At 69.1% G+C, this 18796-nt stretch carries 20 protein-coding genes; 2 read left to right on the top strand and 18 right to left on the bottom strand.

Features of this window, described 5'->3' with window-relative positions; translation table 11 throughout:
* Positions 1-7: 7 nt before the first annotated feature.
* From ACTVZO_RS14200 to ACTVZO_RS14150, 11 genes are all read right to left on the bottom strand, one after another.
* The gene (locus ACTVZO_RS14200) at positions 8-529 is read right to left on the bottom strand and encodes a hypothetical protein (RefSeq protein ID WP_443298734.1); all 522 of its coding nucleotides are present in this window, start codon (positions 527-529) and stop codon (positions 8-10) included.
* A 245-nt stretch (positions 530-774) separates the two neighbouring features.
* Positions 775-1617, bottom strand: a complete 843-nt coding sequence (locus tag ACTVZO_RS14195) for a hypothetical protein (protein ID WP_443298733.1) — start codon at positions 1615-1617, stop codon at positions 775-777.
* A gap of 80 nt (positions 1618-1697) precedes the next feature.
* A complete protein-coding gene (locus ACTVZO_RS14190) occupies positions 1698-2840 on the bottom strand; it encodes a PD-(D/E)XK nuclease family protein (protein WP_443298732.1) in 1143 nt (380 codons plus the stop codon).
* Positions 2841-2911: 71 nt separating this feature from the next.
* Positions 2912-4009 (bottom strand): AAA family ATPase, encoded by a 1098-nt coding sequence (locus ACTVZO_RS14185; RefSeq protein ID WP_443298731.1) that lies wholly within the window; start codon positions 4007-4009, stop codon positions 2912-2914.
* A 35-nt stretch (positions 4010-4044) separates the two neighbouring features.
* Positions 4045-4386 (bottom strand): hypothetical protein, encoded by a 342-nt coding sequence (locus ACTVZO_RS14180; protein ID WP_443298730.1) that lies wholly within the window; start codon positions 4384-4386, stop codon positions 4045-4047.
* A gap of 272 nt (positions 4387-4658) precedes the next feature.
* Complete coding sequence (locus tag ACTVZO_RS14175) at positions 4659-5024, bottom strand: ketosteroid isomerase family protein (RefSeq protein ID WP_443298729.1); 366 nt, start codon at positions 5022-5024, stop codon at positions 4659-4661.
* 76 nt (positions 5025-5100) lie between these two features.
* A complete protein-coding gene (locus tag ACTVZO_RS14170) occupies positions 5101-5700 on the bottom strand; it encodes a hypothetical protein (RefSeq protein ID WP_443298728.1) in 600 nt (199 codons plus the stop codon).
* A gap of 18 nt (positions 5701-5718) precedes the next feature.
* Positions 5719-6249, bottom strand: coding sequence for a DUF6087 family protein (locus tag ACTVZO_RS14165; RefSeq protein ID WP_443298727.1), 531 nt, complete (start codon positions 6247-6249; stop codon positions 5719-5721).
* A gap of 132 nt (positions 6250-6381) precedes the next feature.
* Entirely contained in the window at positions 6382-6840 is a 459-nt protein-coding gene (locus tag ACTVZO_RS14160) for a hypothetical protein (protein WP_443298726.1), read from the bottom strand.
* Entirely contained in the window at positions 6837-7058 is a 222-nt protein-coding gene (locus tag ACTVZO_RS14155; RefSeq protein WP_443303169.1) for a DUF5999 family protein, read from the bottom strand. Before ACTVZO_RS14155 ends, ACTVZO_RS14160 begins: the two co-directional genes overlap by 4 nt.
* A gap of 678 nt (positions 7059-7736) precedes the next feature.
* Positions 7737-8345, bottom strand: a complete 609-nt coding sequence (locus tag ACTVZO_RS14150; RefSeq protein ID WP_443298725.1) for an ATP-binding protein — start codon at positions 8343-8345, stop codon at positions 7737-7739.
* 130 nt (positions 8346-8475) lie between these two features.
* Here ACTVZO_RS14150 and ACTVZO_RS14145 point away from each other — a divergent pair, with 130 nt between their 5' ends.
* Complete coding sequence (locus ACTVZO_RS14145) at positions 8476-9720, top strand: helix-turn-helix transcriptional regulator (protein WP_443298724.1); 1245 nt, start codon at positions 8476-8478, stop codon at positions 9718-9720.
* A 43-nt stretch (positions 9721-9763) separates the two neighbouring features.
* Here the strand turns inward: ACTVZO_RS14145 and cutA are convergent, their stop codons facing one another.
* From cutA to ACTVZO_RS14125, 4 genes are all read right to left on the bottom strand, one after another.
* Entirely contained in the window at positions 9764-10090 is a 327-nt protein-coding gene (cutA, locus tag ACTVZO_RS14140; protein WP_443298723.1) for a divalent-cation tolerance protein CutA, read from the bottom strand.
* A 107-nt stretch (positions 10091-10197) separates the two neighbouring features.
* Positions 10198-10431, bottom strand: coding sequence for a hypothetical protein (locus tag ACTVZO_RS14135; protein WP_443298722.1), 234 nt, complete (start codon positions 10429-10431; stop codon positions 10198-10200).
* Positions 10432-10469: 38 nt separating this feature from the next.
* The gene (locus tag ACTVZO_RS14130) at positions 10470-11225 is read right to left on the bottom strand and encodes an N-acetylmuramoyl-L-alanine amidase (protein WP_443303167.1); all 756 of its coding nucleotides are present in this window, start codon (positions 11223-11225) and stop codon (positions 10470-10472) included.
* 55 nt (positions 11226-11280) lie between these two features.
* Positions 11281-11640: a hypothetical protein gene (locus ACTVZO_RS14125; RefSeq protein WP_254386827.1), complete on the bottom strand. Its 360-nt coding sequence runs from the start codon at positions 11638-11640 to the stop codon at positions 11281-11283.
* 679 nt (positions 11641-12319) lie between these two features.
* Between ACTVZO_RS14125 and ACTVZO_RS14120 the strand changes: the two genes are divergently transcribed.
* Positions 12320-12817 (top strand): hypothetical protein, encoded by a 498-nt coding sequence (locus ACTVZO_RS14120; RefSeq protein WP_443298721.1) that lies wholly within the window; start codon positions 12320-12322, stop codon positions 12815-12817.
* A 49-nt stretch (positions 12818-12866) separates the two neighbouring features.
* On the opposite strand, the gene ACTVZO_RS14115 is transcribed toward ACTVZO_RS14120, so the two are convergent.
* From ACTVZO_RS14115 to ACTVZO_RS14105, 3 genes are read right to left on the bottom strand one after another with little or no spacing between them, the layout of a single operon-like run.
* Positions 12867-16775, bottom strand: a complete 3909-nt coding sequence (locus ACTVZO_RS14115) for a hypothetical protein (protein ID WP_443298720.1) — start codon at positions 16773-16775, stop codon at positions 12867-12869.
* A complete protein-coding gene (locus tag ACTVZO_RS14110; protein WP_443298719.1) occupies positions 16775-17863 on the bottom strand; it encodes a hypothetical protein in 1089 nt (362 codons plus the stop codon). Before ACTVZO_RS14110 ends, ACTVZO_RS14115 begins: the two co-directional genes overlap by 1 nt.
* Positions 17863-18795, bottom strand: a complete 933-nt coding sequence (locus tag ACTVZO_RS14105; protein WP_443298718.1) for a hypothetical protein — start codon at positions 18793-18795, stop codon at positions 17863-17865. Before ACTVZO_RS14105 ends, ACTVZO_RS14110 begins: the two co-directional genes overlap by 1 nt.
* Between the last annotated feature and the right edge of the window lies 1 nt (position 18796).

Below are 18796 nucleotides of genomic sequence, written 5' to 3'. Positions count from 1 at the left end.
GAAGCGGTCAGAAAAGGGGTGGCTGGGGCCGCGGGGCCGGGAGGATGGCGTCCTTCGCGGCCTGGGCGCGCAGCTCCAGCGAGGAGGCCGTGCGAGCCCACGGCCGGTAGAAGTGCTCCCGCCAGGCGTCCGCGTCGCGGAACGGCGCCGGTCCGGGGGAGTAGGAGCGGCGGTGCGCGGCCTCGGCGGTGACCGCCTGGCGCAGTGCGCCGTACCGCACGGGGGTCAGGCGCTCATCGACAAGCTGGGAGACCTGCCGCCAGCTGATGTCACCGGTGCGGATGCCGTCGACGGCGTCCACCCCGTACCTGAAGCCGCCCGGCCGCCAGGTCCAGCTGCACATGGCTCCCGCGTCCGGCTCGCCGGGCAGCCTGCGCAGGCGCATCCCCTGCTCCCCGCGCTCCCGCAGCAATTGACCCGCCCGCAGCGTCCGCGAGTCGGTGAACGGAAGGTCCGCGAACTCCAGCAGCTGGGCCGGGTTGAAGAAGTCGCGGGCCGCCAAGGCGATGTCGTTGTCGGTGAGCTTCATCAGGGTTATCCAGTGCCGGAGGGTGCCAAGGGCCCGTCGCCCCATCGATAGACGATGGCCTATTTGTTGCGCGGCGACTGTGGGTTGAGTCGCCGGTTGCCAGTAGTGGCGCAGAGGCTGCGAATGTCGCAGCCGCCTGCGCAGGGAGCGTTGTGCTTCGTTCACGGGGAATCTCCAAGAGGTCGCGGGCTCCCCAGCTGGGGGTGGCTCGCCGTCGCGGCGTCAGGATACAGAAAGATGATGGCCTATTTCTCCTGCTGCGTCTTGATGGCCGCACCGCCACGCCTGGCTCGGATCTCGGAGATCGCCTGGCGCGCGACGTCCGAGAGCGTCGAGAACGGCTGTGCACCCTCAGAGATCACCTGGGCATCCCGGACGCGCTGCCGGGCCTGCGCATCCCGCCGAGCTACCGACTCCTCCGCCTGGCGAAGCTGCCGGGGACTCGTACCGCAACCACGGCACCCACGCCCCGACCCGTCCGGATGCACCGGGCACCCTCCGCCGGCCGCAGGCCGCGCCGGTTCTTCCCGAACAGCGGCAGCAGGTCCCCCCGCTGCGTCAGCTGCGGGGGTTAGGGGGTTCTTCTCTGAGTACTGACTCTGGTTACTACCTATAACCCCGGGCGAACCATCGCTCGGAGAACCGGACACTGGAGAACCGAACCCCGAAAACCCGGTTTCGGTGACGTCCTGCGATCCTCCCTCGCCCGCGTCCGGAGCCGCCGCCGTCTGCTCCTTCTTGCGGCGCCTGGCCAACCGCTTCTCCTCCAGCTTCCGGAACTCCTCCGCGGCCCAGTCCTGCGCCTGGTCGTACACCTCGGTGATCCGCCGCAGAGTGCCATCCGTCATCCGCTCCGTCACGACCCGGTAGTAGCCCGCGTCCTTCAGTTCCCGAAGGGCCGTACGGACCGCCTCCACCCCCTCCTTGCCCGCCTTGGCGATCCGGTCGGCCGCCACCTTCCATGTGTCCGGCTTCGCCAGCAGGTAGGCGAGGATGCCGCGCGCACGGAACGACAGGCGGGCGTCCTCAAGGGTGGCCGTCGGCAGCACCGTGTAGCCGCTGCTGAGGTGGCGGCGAAGGATGGTCACGGAAAGTCTCCAGAAGGTGTTGTGCGGGTCGTACGGGAGCCGGGCGGCCCAACCGGTCAGATGTGGGCCGCCCGGCGGTCTCAGGCGGCCTTACGGGCCACGGAGACCTTGATCGAGCGGGATGTCTGAGCGGCCGCGCGGCGAACAGGGACCACGAAGCCGGCCCGGCGCAGGATCTTCACCATGGCCTCAGCGTCAGGAACCATCGGCACGACCAGGTCAGCGTCCTCGAACATGCCCACCATGGCGGCTACGTCGGTCTCGTCCTTGTCGTTGCCGCCGCTCCAACCCAGATGGTTGGAGCCGTAGTTGCCCTCCGGAGAGGTGTCCAGCATCTTGCGCACCACCTTCTTCTCGGCGTCGGCGGCCCGCCACCGCTCATGCGCCCTGACGTAGCGGTCCAGCGCGTCCGCCCTGTCGGCGTCGTCGTGGACAAGGGCCGTCTGCGCCGGGGCGCCCGGGGCGACCTCCGGCCAGCAGTCGGTGATGAACGGGCAGTTGTCGCACACCGCCGACAAGCCGGGCCCGTCATGATCCCGCCGAAGCTCCTCGGGCGATTCCGCCTCGAGGACACGCTCCACCCACCAGCGGGCTTCCTCCGCAAGCCACAGGTCGAAGGGGAATTCCTGCACGTGCTCCTCGCCGGTGTCGCGGCACACGAACCGGAACCGGATCCGCTGCACATCCAGCGGGCCGAGCCGGTGCAGGTATCGCTGGCCGGGTATGTCGGCGAACCCCACGTCCCGCAGCAGCAGCGCGTACAGCAGGACCTGCCGCATCTCCGCAGCCGTCGGCCCGAACCGCAGAACGCGGTCCCAGATCCGGGAGGACTTGGTCTTGACGTCCTCCACCGTCACCACCTCGGCCGGCACGAGCGGCCGATGCCGCTTAGGCACCCGGGCGGCAGCCGCTGCGTCCAGGTGCACGGCGTCGATGTGCCCGCGGATCAGGTCGTTGGCGACGACGCGTTCCACCAGCCACCCGTACTCGCGGCGGGCGTCCTCCAGCAGGCCCCTGTGGATGTACGTGCCGAGGATCGCCGCCCGCTTGTCGGCGTAGGGGTTGTTCCGTTCCGTGCCGGCGAGGATGTACCCGGCGCGGCGCTGGCAGATCGTGTCGGAGGCCCCCAGCTGGGTCTGGACCGAGCGGGGCCGCCGAGCATCAGCGTCGTGGGCGGCGCCCCAGATCGACCCCGGCAGGGCAGCCGTCGTCATCGTGGTCATGAACTACTCCAAGAGGTGAGCGGGGTCCGCCCCGGGCGGAGCGGACCCCACGGAATGCCGAAGGGGCGGAATCAGGCAGCGGCTTCGAAGTCGGCGGACCCATCCGCTTCTTCACGCACCTGGGCGGCAGCCGCTCGCAGCCGCGCGGCTTCGCTGGTCGGGTCATCCAGCTTCTTCGGGTTGCTGAGCTCGGCGGCCTTGCGCTCGATGGCGTTACGGATGATCGCCAGCTCCTCGCGGTCGAGCCCCGATTCCTTCTCGGCGTCCCACCACAGCTTCTTCAGCGTCTCGACACCGGCTTCTGCGGCGGCCTTCACCTTCGGCTCCCACACCTGGGCCAGGTCGCCGGTCAGCTCCGGCGTGGCCTTGGGCTGGTTGTGGATCGCGCAGCCCATGAGGCCGAAGACGAGGTGCTCGATGGTGAAGTCCGGCACATGCATGGGCTTCTTCGCGCTGCGCGGGACACTGAACTTCAGGGAGCGGGCCCCGACGATCTGCGGGTCCGCCTCCCGGCGCAGCCGCACCCACACCGTCGCGTCGTAGGCCAAGGACTTCTGACCCTCCACCCGCCAGTCCGTGGCCTTCGCACGGGGGATGGGCTCGCCCCGCTCGTCCAAGGCCGCGATTTCCTTGCCGCGTGCCAGGAGGATCACGATGCCGGGCATCGTGCGCACCAGGTACATCACCCGCGCCCACCGCTCGCCGGCGTCGTTCCAGAGGTTCATGGTGGGCTTGATCTCGGCGTCCGGGTCGGCCTCCAGCTTCTTCCGGCCCGACACGGACCGCTGCGCCCGGACCTGCGTCCAGTTCACGAGCATGCGCCACAGGTTCGACACCGAGTCGATCACCAGGACCACGGGCTTCTCCTTCGCCCGAGCAGCACGAACGGCCTCAGCGTGAACCGCTTCGATCTGACCGAGGATGTCGCGGTACGACCCGTTGTGCTCGATCAGCTCGTAGTCTGCGCCGGGCACGTTGATGTACTCCTCGGCGGTCTCCTCGCCCAGCTCCAGCCAGTACGCCTGGCCGGTCTTGTCCGATCCGGTGAACGCGGCGGCGGTGTGGGACTTGCCCGCCTTCTCCTCGCCCTCGATGAGGAGCACCGGCCACGGGATCACGCCGGTCGGCTTCCGGGTGCGGAGCTTCGGCGGGGACGACAGTTCAGACATCACATCTCCAAAAGGTATTTAGATGGTGGCCTATTTCAGGCACTGCGAAGTCCGCGCAGCTCGAAGACGGCACCCCACTCGGGGTGCTGCTCCAGGAGTAGTCGGACATAGCGGGAGCGGAAGTTGTTGTTCAGCTTCCAGGTGTCGCCGAGGGTGGCGCGGCCGTACTCGTACCGCAGCACCTCGAACAGCATCCCGATGCCCACGCGGGACAGGCCGCGCCCTACGCAGTCAGCCGTCATCGCTTCCAGCTTCGCCAGGATCCAGGGGTTGAGCTCGTGAAACGCCTCGAAGCGGTCCTGGATGCTCAGGCTTCCGCCGGCCGGGTCGGGCTGCCGCAGTGGAGCCATCGGCAATTCGAGCTGCGTGATGAGCATGATCCCTCCGGAGATAGATGGTGGCCTATTTCTACGTCATGAGCGCGGCGTGATCCAAGCGGGCTTGGCTGCCGATAGCTGAATTCTACTACCTATAGTGGGGGTGTCAAACACCCGGGAACAGCTTGAGGGCTCCAGGCGAAACGCCTGGAGCCCTCAACTTCCATTCATGAACGTGCCCACCAGCCGACACCGGCAGCGAACCATGGTCACTCCAGAAAGGTGGAGGCCATTGCCGGGCTGCGGCGGGCGGCTGGGTGCGGGGCTGTGGGTCAGTTGCTGGTGATGATGTTGAAGATGTGGTTGGTGACTACGTGGCTGCCGGTGACGGGTACGAGAACGAACGTCTCGCTGAACGGCATGGGTGGCTCGGCGACTTCGCCCCGGAAGGAAACCAGGACACCCCCGGTGTGCAGTTCCTGCGAGTCGACGCCGTACACCTTGCGCTTCGCCCCGGAGGTGAAGGACTCCACGAGTGCCTGCGCGATCTTCTGCGATCCCTCAACCCTGTTGCCGTTCAGGGTCAGGGACGCCTCCGGCGCGTAAAGCTGCTGAAGCGCGCCCGAGTCTGCCTGCCCGGACTGCAGGCGCTCGGTGTAGGCCTGGGCGAAGGCGGTTCCGATCTTGGATGCGGTCATGATCGAAACCTAGCAAGACGCCCCGCCCGGGAACACGGCATCAGGGGATTTCCACACCTTCGGGCCTACCGCACTCCTAGTCAGTGACCGCAGCTGCATCCGCCTCTGCGGCCTTCTTGCCCCGCTCCTTGATCACGGATCCGGGCCCTGCGTACCGGCCTTTCCGTAGATCCTCGACAACCTCAGCCCGAAGCCGCCACGCGCCCGGATTCCGCCTCGCGGCTTTCGATACCTCCACGGTGTGCTCCGCACCCGCGAGAACCGTCTCAAGCAGCCACACCGGCGACCCGGACAGCTCGTAGTCCGCCGGCGGCAGCATCCCCTGCGCGCTCTTCGTCGCCTGGCTCGCCCTCACCTGGTCGACGCCGAACATCTCCGCGACCTCCTGGAGACCGACAAGGCACGGCAACTCACCCTTCGACCTCGGCCGAACCCGAGCTTCCTGGCCCTTCTCAAGCTCCTTCAGCCGGCCAAGGTCGAGCTGCCGGCCGCGTCCGCCCTCAGGCAGGGCGCACTCCAGCACCAACCCGCCAGGCCAGTACGGCTTACCCGAGACGACCACCGCATCCTCGTAGGAGAGCGTCCCCCTCGGAATCCAACGGTCGCTGACGGCGGTCGGCGCAATATTGTACACGTGCGCGATCTCCTTGCGGCCCATCACCAGCGGCTTAGCCACAACAACCCCTCCTCTCTCCTATGTCTGCGATAGCAGAATACGGGTATGAGGCGGGTGCCCGCGGCCCGGGCCCACGCGGCGTGCCGCTCGGCCCGATAGACTGGGTCCACACTTTCCAAGAGGTGTACGGAAGCCCCCGCCATCTGCCGATGCCCGGGGGCTTTCCCGTCCGTTCTCCGCGACCAGCTTGGAACGTTTCCTCTTCTGCCCATTTCGCGAAGCAGGTGTGCAGGTACGCCGGTGCCTACCCCGCCCAGCCCGAAGCGGTGCCGGGCTGTACCTCGGAAGCTGAACCTGCTCCGCCGGAGCAGCCGGATCAATGACCTGCCTCGCCGCGGCGTAGTTCGGGACGACGGCCACGGCCTGCCACTGGAATCCGTCCCACCGGGTGATCATCCGCGGACTGCCCGGATCGACATGGGAGCCACGGGCGGGCCCCGCAGCCAGAGGCACGGCGCGAAGCTCCCCCGTCCTTCGCCTGCCGCGCTCCCGTCGCGCAGCCCACACCTCCAGCGGTTCATCCGCCGGCTCGGGAAACGTCGCGTCCACAGCGTGCCTCCTAGGCCCGATGCGCCGCCCAGCGAGCGGCGAGAGCAACCCATGGTGCCAAAACGTCCCAGGGCGGAGAGGCGAGTCCTTGACACCTCACCCGAACGAACCGGACCGAGCCCGCCACAGCGATCAGGCGGCTTGCCTCTCACCGCCCAGGTGGCCCATCGCCCATGCACGTTTGATCGCGTACGCAGGCCGGTATGTCGCGTCCAGCGCGGCCAGAAGATCGCCATATGCGTCACGCAGCCGGTGCTCCGGCCACGAGACCAGATCCTTCATCTCCACGACCGTTAGCCCTTCGGCCAGGTAGCCGAGGACCTGTAGTTCGTCCTTCGAGAGGTCCACCGGATCCTCGGCAGCCGGCCGGGCCAACTGCTCGGACGCATAGGAGCTATGGACCAGCGCCGTGGTGCGCACCGCCCCGGTCTTGAACCGGGCGAACTTCAGCCTGGACTGCACCGTTGCCGCCTTGACGCCCAGCCGCTCCGCGATCAGTTCGATCTTCAAGCCCTCGGCGGCCAGCCCCACAGCTTCGAGCTCGCGATCGGTTAGCCGGAACCTGCTGCCGGGCACCGCACGGCCAGTCATGCGGCGGCCCTCGTTGCGTCCGTCGGACGGTGAGGGGCGACAGTCCTGCCGTCAGGCAAGAGGCCCCCGGTGTCCTCGAAGGTCACGGCACCCCCACACAGGAGACTCCATCCCTGTTCCGGGTGCGCCACGAGGGTCCGGGCCGACTCCCAGCCGCTGTCATCGGCTCGCGGGCACGGCGGAGAGTGCGGACAGGACGGAGACTGCGACTCTTCCACAGGAATCCTTCTGGTCAGGCTGCTCAAGCCGCAGCGGCAGTGTGCTTGGAAGCCGCCCGCGCAGCACCGGGAAGGGGCACGGCCTACGCGGGCGGCGGCTTCAATGTGCGGGACGTCGCGCCGTCCTCCGGGGCAGGGGTGCCCGCGGTGGACCCACCGTTCTTCCTTCGCCAGCCACGGACAGCGGCCCCTCCGCGCTTCCTTCACCGGCCACGGACAGGGGCCCCACCGTTCCTCCTTCACCGGCGACGGCCAGCGCCTTGCGCAGCAAGAGCGGTCCGACAAGCCGGTTCCGGTCCCAGGGCCGAACCCAGAAGGGCCCGGGCGGCGCAGACCGGCTGAGCGGCGGCATCACCACCCGGCCCTTGTCCACGCAGCGGCCGACGCCGTGCTCCCACCGAGTGGCGGTGCCAGGAGGAACGAGCCAGTACCGGAAAGGCCGACCGGGGTCATCAACGACCGGGCCGCACCCCTGCTGCCAGGTGTCCATGAGGGTCAGCGCCAGATCGGAGCGCCGACCGCGAGGTGTGACTACCAGCTCGAAGGTCAGGGGGCCAAGCAGGAGCTCCACCTCACCGCTGGCCTCCTGCTGCAACAGCCGACGGACAGCAGCGGCCAGCTCCTTGGCATCATCAGCCGGTGCACTCGAAGGGGCGGCTAGCACTACTGCGGGCAGGGTCATGCCGCTGCCTGCTGTCCGGCCGAAGCCAGGAGGCACCAGGCTGTCCCATCGGCCGCCAGGCCCCAGCATCCGCGGTGCAGCTGAGCAAGGTGATCCACGAGGAACAGCCCCCGCCTGCTCCGGTCGTCCGGCACCACCATCGGGTACACCGGGACGTACGGCCCGCCCCCCGCCACCGCCACCGTGAACGTGCTCGGGCCCGCGATCAGCTGAACACGGATAGCACCGCTGGTGCCATGGCGAAGCTCGCGCGTGAAGAACTCGCTCGCGATCAGCTGGGCCGCGTCCACCACGTCGCCTTCAACACCCCAGCGCCGCAGGCAAGATGCCGCGAACTGGCGGATGTCCTGCACGTGCCGGGCATCCTCCTGGCTGAACGAGCCGGGGCCGGCGGGCCGAGCGCACCCGACCACAGCCTCCGCTCCGTCACGGAACGCCTCACGCTGAGGAACGTGGCTACGCCGCGCGACGGAGAACGGCAACGGCGGCAGCTGTCCCTGCGTCGGGGAGTCGCCCAAGCGCAGCACGGTAGGCACTTGGGCGTCGAGCAGGCGCTGCCCTGCACCCTCCGGCGCGGAGCGCGCCACCTCACGGAACGTGGTCATGGCACCCATCGCACCGCCCCACCGAGGAGAGGAACAGGGGAACTTGGAGGGGGAAAAACCTGTCAAGGGGGAACCTGAGGGGGGAACGACGCCCATCATGGGGACACACCCACCGACAGAGGGCACACTCATGCCAGCAGACTTCGGCCACCTGCTCCTTCAGCTCCGCCGCAAGGCCAGACGTACCCAGGAGCAACAGGCGGCCGCGATCAACGCAGTCTCCGGCCGGGAGACCATGACGCGCCGCGAGATCAACCGCTACGAGCACGGCGAGAACATCCCGACCAACCACACCCTGGCCCACATCGCGGTGGCGTGCGGCTTACCCCCGGAGCAGCTGCAACGGGAAGCAGCTGCCGCCCGCGAGCGCCGCCGGAACCCGGTCCACCGCGACGGGGAGGAAGGAATCGACGTGCTGAACCGCCGTACGTTGATGGGCGGCGCCCTCGTCGGCGCCGCTGCAGCCGCCGAGCCGTGGGGCCGTCTCGCTCACGCCCTCGGTAGGGGAGCCAAGATCGACGCGGACTCCGCAGACACGTTGGCCCTCCGCGCAAGCGCCTTGCACATCAGCGAACACCACTTGACCGCCCAGCAGCTTCGCGGCCAGGTCGAATCGCATCTCGACGCCATCACTGCCGCCCTTCCCAGGGCCGGCCAGCACGAGCGGGCCCTCACCATCGCCGCCGGTGAGACAGCAGCACTCGCCGGCTGGGTGGCGTGGGACCTGGGAGACCACCGGACGGCGCACGCCTACTACAAGGTCACCGCCGACTGCGCCGAGGCCGCGGGCCACCCCCCGCTGCGGGCCCTCGCGCTGGGCTACGCCAGCTACGGCGCGAACACCCCCAGCCGCGCGGTTGAGCTGCTGGCCAAGGCAGCCCAGGACGTTCGCGGCCCCGGGAACGGCGCTGCCGCCGCCTGGATCCACGCTCGGCACGCGGAGGAAGCTGCGAACGCAGGCGACGACACGGCCGCACTCCGCGCCCTCGACCGGGCCCGGATCGCCTACGACTTCGCTGACTACACCGCCGAGCAGGCATGGATCCAGTTCATGACCCCCGCCCGGATGGACTCGCTCGTACTCTCCGTATACGGGCAGCTCGGCCACCAGCAACTCTCGGACGCGGCAGCCGACACCATGGAGCGCCTCGGGCAGGACCTGTCCGACTCCGGGGTCGTCATCCTCGGAGACCTCGCTCACGCACTCCTACGGGGAGGCGACATCGGACACGGCGCCCACGTGGCACACCAGTTCGCGGCAGCGGCCCAGACGCGCCCCAACACCATGGGTCGGGCCAGGGCCGCCGCTGTCGCCGAGCGGCTGCCCAGCTCGCAGCGCGACCTCGCGCACCACCTGCAAGAGCTTGCCGCCTGAAGGCGCCGGGCCCGCGCCCTGGTTAGGGGCCGAGATGGTCGTCCTAGCGAGGGGTGGTCTCCTCGACCACCCACTTCAGGTACGCCTCCGAGCCGCCAGTGACCGGCACGGTGACCCACTCAGGCACCTCGTAGGGGTGCTCCCGGGCCACCCACGCTTCCAGCTCGGGAAGCCGGTCCACCGTGGTCTTGTACGAGAGCCGCCACTCCTGCGCCGTCTCCATCTTCCCCTGCCACCAGTACGTGGCACGGAACGGCCCGTCGATGTGGCAGCAGGCCGCCAGCCTCGCCTCAACAGCCCCTTGCACCAGAGCCTGCGCCCGGGCCTCGTCGTCAATGGATGTCTGCGCGATCACGATCTCGGTCGCCATACGGCCCCTCCTGGTCGGTCTACCCCGACCCTATCGAGCCGGCCCAAGCCGCAACGGCCGGATCAGATGGGAGGGGGCCCGGCCGCCGCCGGACCCCCTCGGGATCGCTACTCCACTGCCCGCACCGGACTTGACCGGTCCGACTCAGGCTCAACCGGCGGGCGCTCCGGCGCGAACAGCCAGCGCGGCAGCAGCCGCTGAACCACAGGCAGCGCCATGACCCGCGTGACGGCACCGGCCACGGCGAGCGCCACCGCCACACCGGCCGCCGACTGAGGGACGCCGGAGGCGTCCACGATCAGCGGCAGACCAGCGGCCAGACCCAGCAGGGTCTGGAACACGGTGCGCACCGTCCTCTGGTTTACATCGGAGACCCGGCTCACTTCGGCACCACCAGCTTCTGACCCGGGTGGATCACGTACGGGGCCGAGATGTTGTTCGCCTTCGCCAGCGCCTCCCACGAGACACCGAGGTCCCGCCCGATGCCGGAAAGCGTGTCCCCGTCCCGGACCGTGTACGTGGTGCTGCCCCCGCCGCCCGGCTTACCCGCGAGACGGGCGCCGATTCGCTGGCGCAGACCGGACATGGCGAAGCCCTTCGGATCCACCTTCCCCGGCTGCCACTCCTTGTGGCCGATCACGCTCGCGGCCCCCCACTTGTGGGCTCGGCAGATCGCAGCAGAGACCTTCTCGATGGCCTCCAGCTGCGCGCCGGGCCATGGATCTTCGCCGTCGCCCAGGTTCTCGCACTCGAAGCCGTAGAACGAGGTATTGCCGTCGGCATCCGCCTCGTTCGCGGCCGGCAGCGAACGCTCAGCGATCACCGCGGCCAGGACGTCGGAGTCACCCGACCCGGCATGGTTCGCCCTGCCATTGCCGATCAGGTAGACCGTGCCGTCCTTCGCGATCACACCGTGGCAGAGCGGGCCCGGCAGGCCGCTGTAGCCGTTCTCGCAGATGCTGACCGTGTTCGCGGTGCCGGAGGTCACCGTGTGGTGGATCATCACGCCACGGACCGGGCCCCACGGCCCCTTGTGATTCCGGTTGTGGGTGCGCCAACCGGGACGTTCGACGATGCGTACGCCTTCAGCGCGCAGCGCCGCCACGAGTGCATCAGCACTCAGCGGTGTAGCCATGTTCGGATCTCGGATTCTCCCCGCGCCCAAGATCAAGAAAGGTGGGCGAAGCCCGTCAGCGAGCCGTGCCCTGAGTGACCAGCCACAGCTGGAGCACCATCAGCAGCAGCGGCGCCACGAAAGACGAGAGCACCAGGCGGCGGGTCGCCGCTGCCTGAGCTTGGTCCTCGCGGCGCTGCTGCTCTGCCCGCTCGGCGACCTGGTCGTGCTCGCCGCGAAGCCCTGCAAGAGCCGCCTCGACGGCTCCGATGCGCTGTTCCGTCGCCCGCTGGTCGGCCCGGTACACGTCCTGGGTGACCACCTGGTCGAGCCGGGCCGCCAGATGAGCGAGGTCTCCTCGCAGGTCCTCGCGGAGCTGCGAGACCGCGCGGTGCAGCTCCCACAGCGTCGGTTCTGCGCTCGGCGGCACGGACACGGACATCACTCCTGACAGCCCCGCGCGCCTGAAGTTGATCGTACGTGCGCGGACAGGACGCCCCTGGCGCTGACTTCCTGCGGCCCAAAACCAGTGCGGTGTCGAGGCAGGCTGATGATGAGACACTGCCGACCATGGTGGTGCCGCAGACGGACCCGATGGCAAGAGCGATGATCGCCGGTGGAGTGGACTACCGCCCCTGGGAGGGGCAAGGGCTCCAAGACAACGAGTGCTTCCTGTGCACGCGTCCGATCCAGCCGGGTAAGGCATCCGTCGAGGACGTGATCCCGCGCTGGCTCCAACGGGGATGCCCCCCGGCCACCCCCGACCGAAGATCGAACTCCCGAACCTGACGCCCATCACCGCCGACAGGGTCAAGATCCCGGCGTGCCGGCCGTGCAACAACGAGCACCTGAGCCGGATCGAGAACACAGTCCGGGAAGCCTTTGCCTCCGGCCCAGAAGCCGTCGCAGCCCTCCCCGAAGCCACCATGCGAATCTGGCTAGGCAAGATCCTCTACGGGCTGCGGCGAAATGATATGCGACTCCGCGCGGACCGCCGAGACCGGAACTCGCCCAACCTTGCGGAAGCCCAGGACTTGCAGCAGGCCGCGGATCTACACCTGCTCCTCCAAGAAGTTCGGGGCGTTGTCCGTACGAGACCCGGACACTCCACGATCATGGTCTTCGAGTCCCAGACGGACAGCTGCAACGTCTGTGACTTCGACCTTGCGGTGGCGGTCGGCTGGCCGTACGCAGTCATGCTCAAGATGGGGACTGCGACCGTCATGGGAGCGTTGGCCGACGGCGGCGCGCTCGGTGCCCTCAACAAGGCTGCGGCGTTCGCCGCGACGGCCGAACTGGCCCTTCACGCACTCCAGGTCAGAGCCCTATGGGCGCTCTTCGTCTACCACGCGGCCGCGCTGCGGCAGACCTCGATTCCAGTTCGCTACGCGGTGGGCGATGGCCAGCTCTGGGTTGATCGAGTGCCCGGCAGCGAGCCCGAGTTCGACCACGCTGGCGCCCCCGCCTCACCCGACCTGATCTTGCAGAACCTCATCAGCACGTCGGCCGACGTGCTCCAGGCGCACGGAGGCGCCCAGGGACTGCTGATCCTTCCGGACGGATCACCCCGCGCCATGCCGTCCGAGCACGGTGTGCGCCAGCTCGGCCTGTAGGGCGCCAGATGGGCGGGCCCGGAGATCCCCCGCGCGGCCCGCCCCGTGGCTACTTCACGTACGTGACCTTCAGCTGCGGCGGGTACTGCTGGCCGACACCGTGAGCGCGCCCGTAGTACGTGCTGTCCGTGCTGTTCGGGTCCAGTGCGATCCCTCGCCACTTCGTCTCGTCGAAGATCGAAGTGATGTCGATCCACCGGCCCTCATTGCGGCGGAAGGACACGCTCATCGACTGGCCGTCGCTGCTGAAGCTCCCTGGCCTCGAGCCGTGGCTGTGCGCCTTGATGACCGCCGTGCCGCCGCCCGCGTAGTACCAGTGCTCGAAGTACACGTACAACTGGACCTTCTCGATCTTGGCGCCGCTCAGGTCCGTGCTAAGCGATGCAGGGAAGCCGACGAGGGAGGCGGTCAAGCCGTTCGTGCTGGAGTAGTAGCCCTGGAGCGCCTGGTTTCCGTGGTAGCTGCTGTACGCGCCCCGGTTGGTGTAGGTACCGGACCAGGCCGCGTTGTACGTCTTCTCGTACCGCTGGGTCGCGGGCTTCGTCGGCTCGGTCCCACCACCGGCTGCCCCTCCGCGGTTGAGTTCACCGGTGTTGGCGATGGCCCGCCCGACGTCCTCGACGTACATCGTGGCCGGGAATCCGCCTCCGCCGAAGAGGCTGACGTTCCCTCCAGCCGCTCCCCACCGCCACATGAAGGAGCTGAGGAGACGGTGGGTACCGGCCCCGAGGGCTGAACCAGAGGCCATCAGCTCAAGGCGCAGTCGCTGCCATCCGCCGGTCGCCGCCGTCACGGTGCTCTGAAGCTGCCTGGAGGTGACGGTCGGCGCTGCCGTCCCGCCATCGCGGAGGAACAGCAGCAGCTCGCCACCAGCGGCGGACGGATCCGCGTAGGCGTCGACGACGATGCGGTACTGCCGATCGGCCTGGAGGCGGACGGGCAGCTCGATGTAGCCGGTCTCCGCATCCATCGCCGCCTGCACGCCGGCGGTCGTCGTATGCACGGCGACGATGCCGCGCGCCAGGTCGGAGAGCTGCGTGTCCAGCTTCTCGCCGTTGACGGAGAGCACGCCGGCGACGGACAAGTCGTTGAACGCACCATGCCCGTTCTCGTTGATGGTTGCGACGGGCACACCCTCGTTGGTGATCGTCAGATACTGCGGGCGGCCCGTGACCAGAGAGATCGACTCCTCACCAGTCGGGTCGAACAGCCTCAACCCCTCCGGGGAGATTTCCGCCCGAGACCCGCCGCCACCGGACGACATCACGAGGCGGATCACCACGTTGTCGTAGGTCACGTTCCCTGCGGTGCCGTCGTTTGCGCCGAGCCGCAGCCGACCGGTGACCGTCTGCGGAGGCGCCACTGACGTAGGGCTGCCAGCCATGTACTGCCAGCCCTTGCCCGCCATGCCGGACGGCGCGGTGAGCGTGCTGTACCCGAGGGTGGTCCCGGCAGCGTCTTCCCAGCGGACGTACACGGTTACGTTCCGGCCGACCCAGTCCGCGCTGACCTGGTAGTCCGCCGCCATCCACACCCGCATCCCGGGCGTCGCCTCGAACAGGCCCAGGGTGTGCGTACGGTCGGTGGCCGTTGCCGCGGTGCAGTCCGCACGGATCGCCTTCGGGGTGTCCCGCCCAGGGGAGACGATGCTCCAGCCCGCCGACGAGACCCGCTTGGCCGCGACTTCGCCCTCGAAGCTGGCGTCCGCAACCAGGTTGCCGTCGATACCCAGGGCGATCTTGTCCGCCGTGATCGACCCGGCCTTGATGTGGACGGCCTCCACGGCCCCCGCCGCGATGGCCGTGGCCGTAACCGAGTTCGCGGCCAGCTTCTCGGCCGTGATCGCCAAGGCCGCCACCTTGTCGGCTGTGATCGCCTTGGCCGCGATTTTCTCGCCCGTGATGGCCAGAGCCGCGAGTTTGTCCGTGGTGATGGCGCCAGCGAACACCTTGGGGGCCGTGACCGCGCCGTCAGCGATCTGAACTCCGGGCAGGATCGGCCGCACGGCGGCGTTGTCCCACCACACCGTGCCTGCCGTCGCCGCTCCGGACTCCAGCCGGATGCGGGCGCGAACCGTCTCGGCGGGAGCCGTCAGGGTTGCCGACAACCGACCCCACTGGGAGCGCAGGGGAGCGGTCGTGCGGGCCTTGCCGTAGCCGAGGATCTTGCCGTCTCCAGCCTCCCAACGGGCATGGAAGCTGATCTCCGCGCCCGCCCAGTCATCCGACGCCCAGTAGTCGACGGCCAAGTACAGCTGATCAGTCGGGGAGGCGGGCAGCACCGTGAGGTCCACCGCCCGATACACGGCCGTCGCGGAGGTGGCGTCGATCCGCAGTGAGGAAGCCGAGCCGTTGCCCCGGGTCTTGTCCACGGTTGCCCAGGGCAGGGCGGCGGTCAGGGCCAGTGACTGCGGGCCCTCGAACGACGGGTCGGCAAGCACGTTCGCGGTGCCGACGATGGTCATCTTGTCCGCGGTGATCGCGCCCGCGAGCACGTGCCCGGCGGCCACCGAGGCGGCCTGGAGTTCGCGGCCGCTGATCGTGTCGGCCGCGACCTTGCCGGCGGTCACGGAGTCGGTGGCCAGCGCCGCTGTGGTCACGCTGCCCGCGACCAGGTTGGTGCTGTCCACCACGCCGGTCTTCAACACCTCGACCGTGACGGCGTCCACCTGCATCACGCCGGTCGCCGAAGCCGACCCGGTGCGCGTGGAGTCGAAGTTGAGCCACAGATACGGCGCGACGAACCGCACGTCGGCGTGCAGCTTTCCAGGCGCCCGCGGGTCCGGAGTAGCACCGCCGGCCACGGCCACACCGGACTCCCCACGGCCGCGCACGTACCCGGTGAACACCTTCCACCCGTCGCCGACAGCCGCGCTCCCGCGAGACGCAGCGCAGTACACGTGCGCCTCCAGGCTGTTCGCGCCAGTCCGGTTGACCATGGTCGTTCCGTCGGCGGCCAGCCCGAGCAGCCCCACATACACAGTGTCCGTGCCCGCGTCCGAAGGGCTCAGCGTCCGTATCCGGGCCGACACCCGGTACAGGGTGTCCGGCTCGTACGGGATCGCTGTAGAACCGCGCACCACCGCGAAGCCCGTCGCTTGGCCGACCGTGCGGCCGGTCGGCGCGTCGACCACGTTCGTCAGGTGCTCCCACTTGCCACCTGTGCCGATGCCCAGCGCCTTCCACGCGGCCGGGTCTCCGAGCGCGTCCACGTAGTGCTGGGTGATGCCGTCCGCCAAGGCCCCGCCCAGCGCGTTCAGGGTGACGGCGCCGGCCCCGAGCTTGTCGCTGGTGACGGCCGCCTTCGCGAGCTTCGCCGCAAGGACAGCGCCGTCCGCGAGGGCCGCTGACTTCACCGCGCCCACCGCGAGCTTCGTGTCCGTGACGGCCTTCTCGGCCAGTTTGATGTCCGACACGATCCCGTCGAGCAGGTCCTGCCCCACAGCCTGCCGGGCCGCTGCTGCGACGGCGGCAGACGGTTCGCTGGGCTTGCCCGAGGTGCTGACCGCCACCAGGCGCACATGCCGGGGCTCGTAGTCGGACACCGCGATGGTCACGGAGGCCCCCGAGGCGGCCTCGATCGTGGCGGCGGGATTGCGGACATCCACCGGATCCGCGGCAGAGCCCAGGAGGTGCACCTGTACCCGGCCGAGGTTCAGCGGTGCGGTAGCCGCGTCAATGAAGCCGCCGTCCCAGGTGACGCGAAGACCGCCCAGAACCGGGGTGACGCGCGGCGCACTGGGCGCCGGTGGGGGAGGTCCGTTGAAGGTAGCCACGCCCGTCGTACCGTCGAACTGCACACCGACGGCGCCAGTGAGGACGCCGTCCTCGTCGTACACCTCGATAGACCCGGCTTCGACCGACGAGTACGCCAGGGACGCCGTCCGGGACCCGCGGCTGAGCTGCCGCTCCACATCGGCCAGGCGGGACACGATCTGCGTCAGGTTGCTCGCCATCATCAGCCCCCGTAGACGAAGCGGTCGGATCGGGCCAGCGACAGCGTGACCCGCTCGGGCTCCTCGCCCTCCGGCGGCTGGATGGACCAGCCGGTCACACGGCACCACCCGGACCAGTTCGCCCACTCGTCATGGATGCGCACTCGTACGTCGTCACCGATCTGCCACGATCCGATCCGCGCTGCCGGGTGGTCGATGACGTGCAGCTCGTCCACCTCTCCCATCACCTGGCGGGCGGTCCGTTCGCGGCGGGCCCGAGCGGCCAGCCGGTCGTTGCCCTTCTCGTTCGGCACCTCGAGGACACGCTCCAGGCGCAGCCGGCCGTTGCGGACCGCCTCGACTGCGCGCCGCCGCCCTCGGCCTTCCCCAGCACCGAGCGCGATGACGACCTGGGCGTACTCGTCGCCGTCGTACGTGACCGGGGTCGTCTCAGCGATGTTCACGCCCGAGCTGAACGACAGGTCATGGCGGCGGGTGCCCAAGCGCGGCCAGCCCAGCTGGATGCGCCCCACAGGCCGGTCCCCGTTCAGCACAGTGGTCTCCGTCCACTCCGGACCGCCGTCCACCTCCGTCATGTCCTCGACGATGTCGCCGAGCACCGGGGCCTCCCACCACTCCGAGCGGAACGGCTCCGCCGGCGTGCCGACCTTCGCCCTACTGACCATCGGCTCCACCTGCACGCCGAGGTCGCCATCCGGCTGCTCCTGAGCGTACGCCCACACATCCCGGATCACCTGGCACGGATCGGCGTACGTGTACGGGCCGCGCCCATCGAGCTCGCCGTGGACGTCGTGGCGGCGGTGCAGATACGAGCCCCAGCCGGCCGCCTCCAACGGGTACGCGCCGCCCTCCGGCTCGGCACGCCAGATGAGCCCGCCCCACAGCAGGGTGTCGTCCCGCTCGACGGTCAGAACGGTGTTGCCGGGGCTGATCTGCGAGCCGAGCAGGTGTCGAAACGGGACCGGCACGCGCCCGGAGAAGTCGCCGGGCTCATCGAGGCGCAGCCCGAACTCGACGTCGGTCAACGGCAGGTCCGGCACGACCAGGCCGCCGGTGAGGGCGTCGCGGACCTGGTAGCGGTAGGCGGGCATCAGGTGCCCTCCTCGAACTCGATGTCCGCAATGACCGTGGTCACGACGTCGGCCTGCAAGGAGCCCGCGTTGTCCTTCGTGAGGAAGACGAGGCCCTGGAGGGGCTGCGTGGTACCGCGCATCTCCGCCGGGATGCCGATCGTGTCCGCCGAGATCGCGTTGACGCGCACGGACCCGTCGCCCTTGGTGCTGCCGTCGTCGATCTGAATGGACTGGCCTTGTACGCCGCCGAGCCGGAACGCGGTGCTGCCCCAGATGCTGCCCAGAACCTGGAGACCCGAGATCGTCATGACGATGCGTGCGCGCACCGCCCACTTCGGCACGCGGATATTGAACCGGCTGGCCGGCGGCCAGTCCGCCCAGCTCCCGCTGTTGCCAGCCCAGTTCTGGTCACCGCCCGGGGAAGCGGTGTGCAACTGGCGTTCCTTGCGCGGGTTCGCGATCGTACGGACGTCGCGGATCATGCCGTCCGTGATGACCTTGGTGTTGGCCGGTATGTCGATCCGGGCCAGGGCAACAGCGGTCATGCCCGCGGGCGGGGTCGTCGCGTTGCCGGACACGTTCGGGATCACGTGGAAGTACCCGATGTCATCGCGCTCGGGATCCCGCACACCCTCGTACTCCGGGTCCTCGACCCGCAGCACGAGGAGGTCGGACCGGGGCGAGACCCCGGTAGGCGCCACCGGCACCGACTGGTATCCCACGTTGTACTGCGTGTACGAGCCCTGCCCCCAGGCGACGGCGCCACGGATGACGGCCGAGCCGTCCCCGACCCGAACCCCGGCACCGGGGGTCGCGAGCTGGCTGACCCGAAGGTCGTCGGACTCGGTGATGCCCTGCGCGCCGTGGCTGAGATCCCGGACCATCATCCGGAAAGCTCGGGCGGCGTGCGTGCCACCGTGGACGAGCAGCGGCGGGTTGATCAACGTCATG

Source organism: Streptomyces sp. IBSNAI002 (genome assembly GCF_052244475.1).
Taxonomy (GTDB): domain Bacteria; phylum Actinomycetota; class Actinomycetes; order Streptomycetales; family Streptomycetaceae; genus Streptomyces.
This window is presented reverse-complemented; position numbering and strand designations above follow the sequence as displayed.

Bases quoted from the DNA above. Each gene is read 5' to 3' on its own strand.
- ACTVZO_RS14120 (WP_443298721.1), top strand. From the start codon at position 12,320: ATGGTCTTCGAGTCCCAGACGGACAGCTGCAACGTCTGTGACTTCGAC.
- ACTVZO_RS14200 (WP_443298734.1), bottom strand. From the start codon at position 529: ATGAAGCTCACCGACAACGACATCGCCTTGGCGGCCCGCGACTTCTTC.
- ACTVZO_RS14175 (WP_443298729.1), bottom strand. From the start codon at position 5,024: ATGACCGCATCCAAGATCGGAACCGCCTTCGCCCAGGCCTACACCGAG.
- ACTVZO_RS14160 (WP_443298726.1), bottom strand. From the start codon at position 6,840: ATGACTGGCCGTGCGGTGCCCGGCAGCAGGTTCCGGCTAACCGATCGC.
- cutA (WP_443298723.1), bottom strand. From the start codon at position 10,090: ATGGCGACCGAGATCGTGATCGCGCAGACATCCATTGACGACGAGGCC.
- ACTVZO_RS14185 (WP_443298731.1), bottom strand. From the start codon at position 4,009: ATGTCTGAACTGTCGTCCCCGCCGAAGCTCCGCACCCGGAAGCCGACC.
- ACTVZO_RS14130 (WP_443303167.1), bottom strand. From the start codon at position 11,225: ATGGCTACACCGCTGAGTGCTGATGCACTCGTGGCGGCGCTGCGCGCT.
- ACTVZO_RS14110 (WP_443298719.1), bottom strand. From the start codon at position 17,863: ATGCCCGCCTACCGCTACCAGGTCCGCGACGCCCTCACCGGCGGCCTG.
- ACTVZO_RS14180 (WP_443298730.1), bottom strand. From the start codon at position 4,386: ATGCTCATCACGCAGCTCGAATTGCCGATGGCTCCACTGCGGCAGCCC.
- ACTVZO_RS14115 (WP_443298720.1), bottom strand. From the start codon at position 16,775: ATGATGGCGAGCAACCTGACGCAGATCGTGTCCCGCCTGGCCGATGTG.
- ACTVZO_RS14150 (WP_443298725.1), bottom strand. From the start codon at position 8,345: ATGACCACGTTCCGTGAGGTGGCGCGCTCCGCGCCGGAGGGTGCAGGG.
- ACTVZO_RS14190 (WP_443298732.1), bottom strand. From the start codon at position 2,840: ATGACCACGATGACGACGGCTGCCCTGCCGGGGTCGATCTGGGGCGCC.
- ACTVZO_RS14145 (WP_443298724.1), top strand. From the start codon at position 8,476: ATGCCAGCAGACTTCGGCCACCTGCTCCTTCAGCTCCGCCGCAAGGCC.
- ACTVZO_RS14105 (WP_443298718.1), bottom strand. From the start codon at position 18,795: ATGACGTTGATCAACCCGCCGCTGCTCGTCCACGGTGGCACGCACGCC.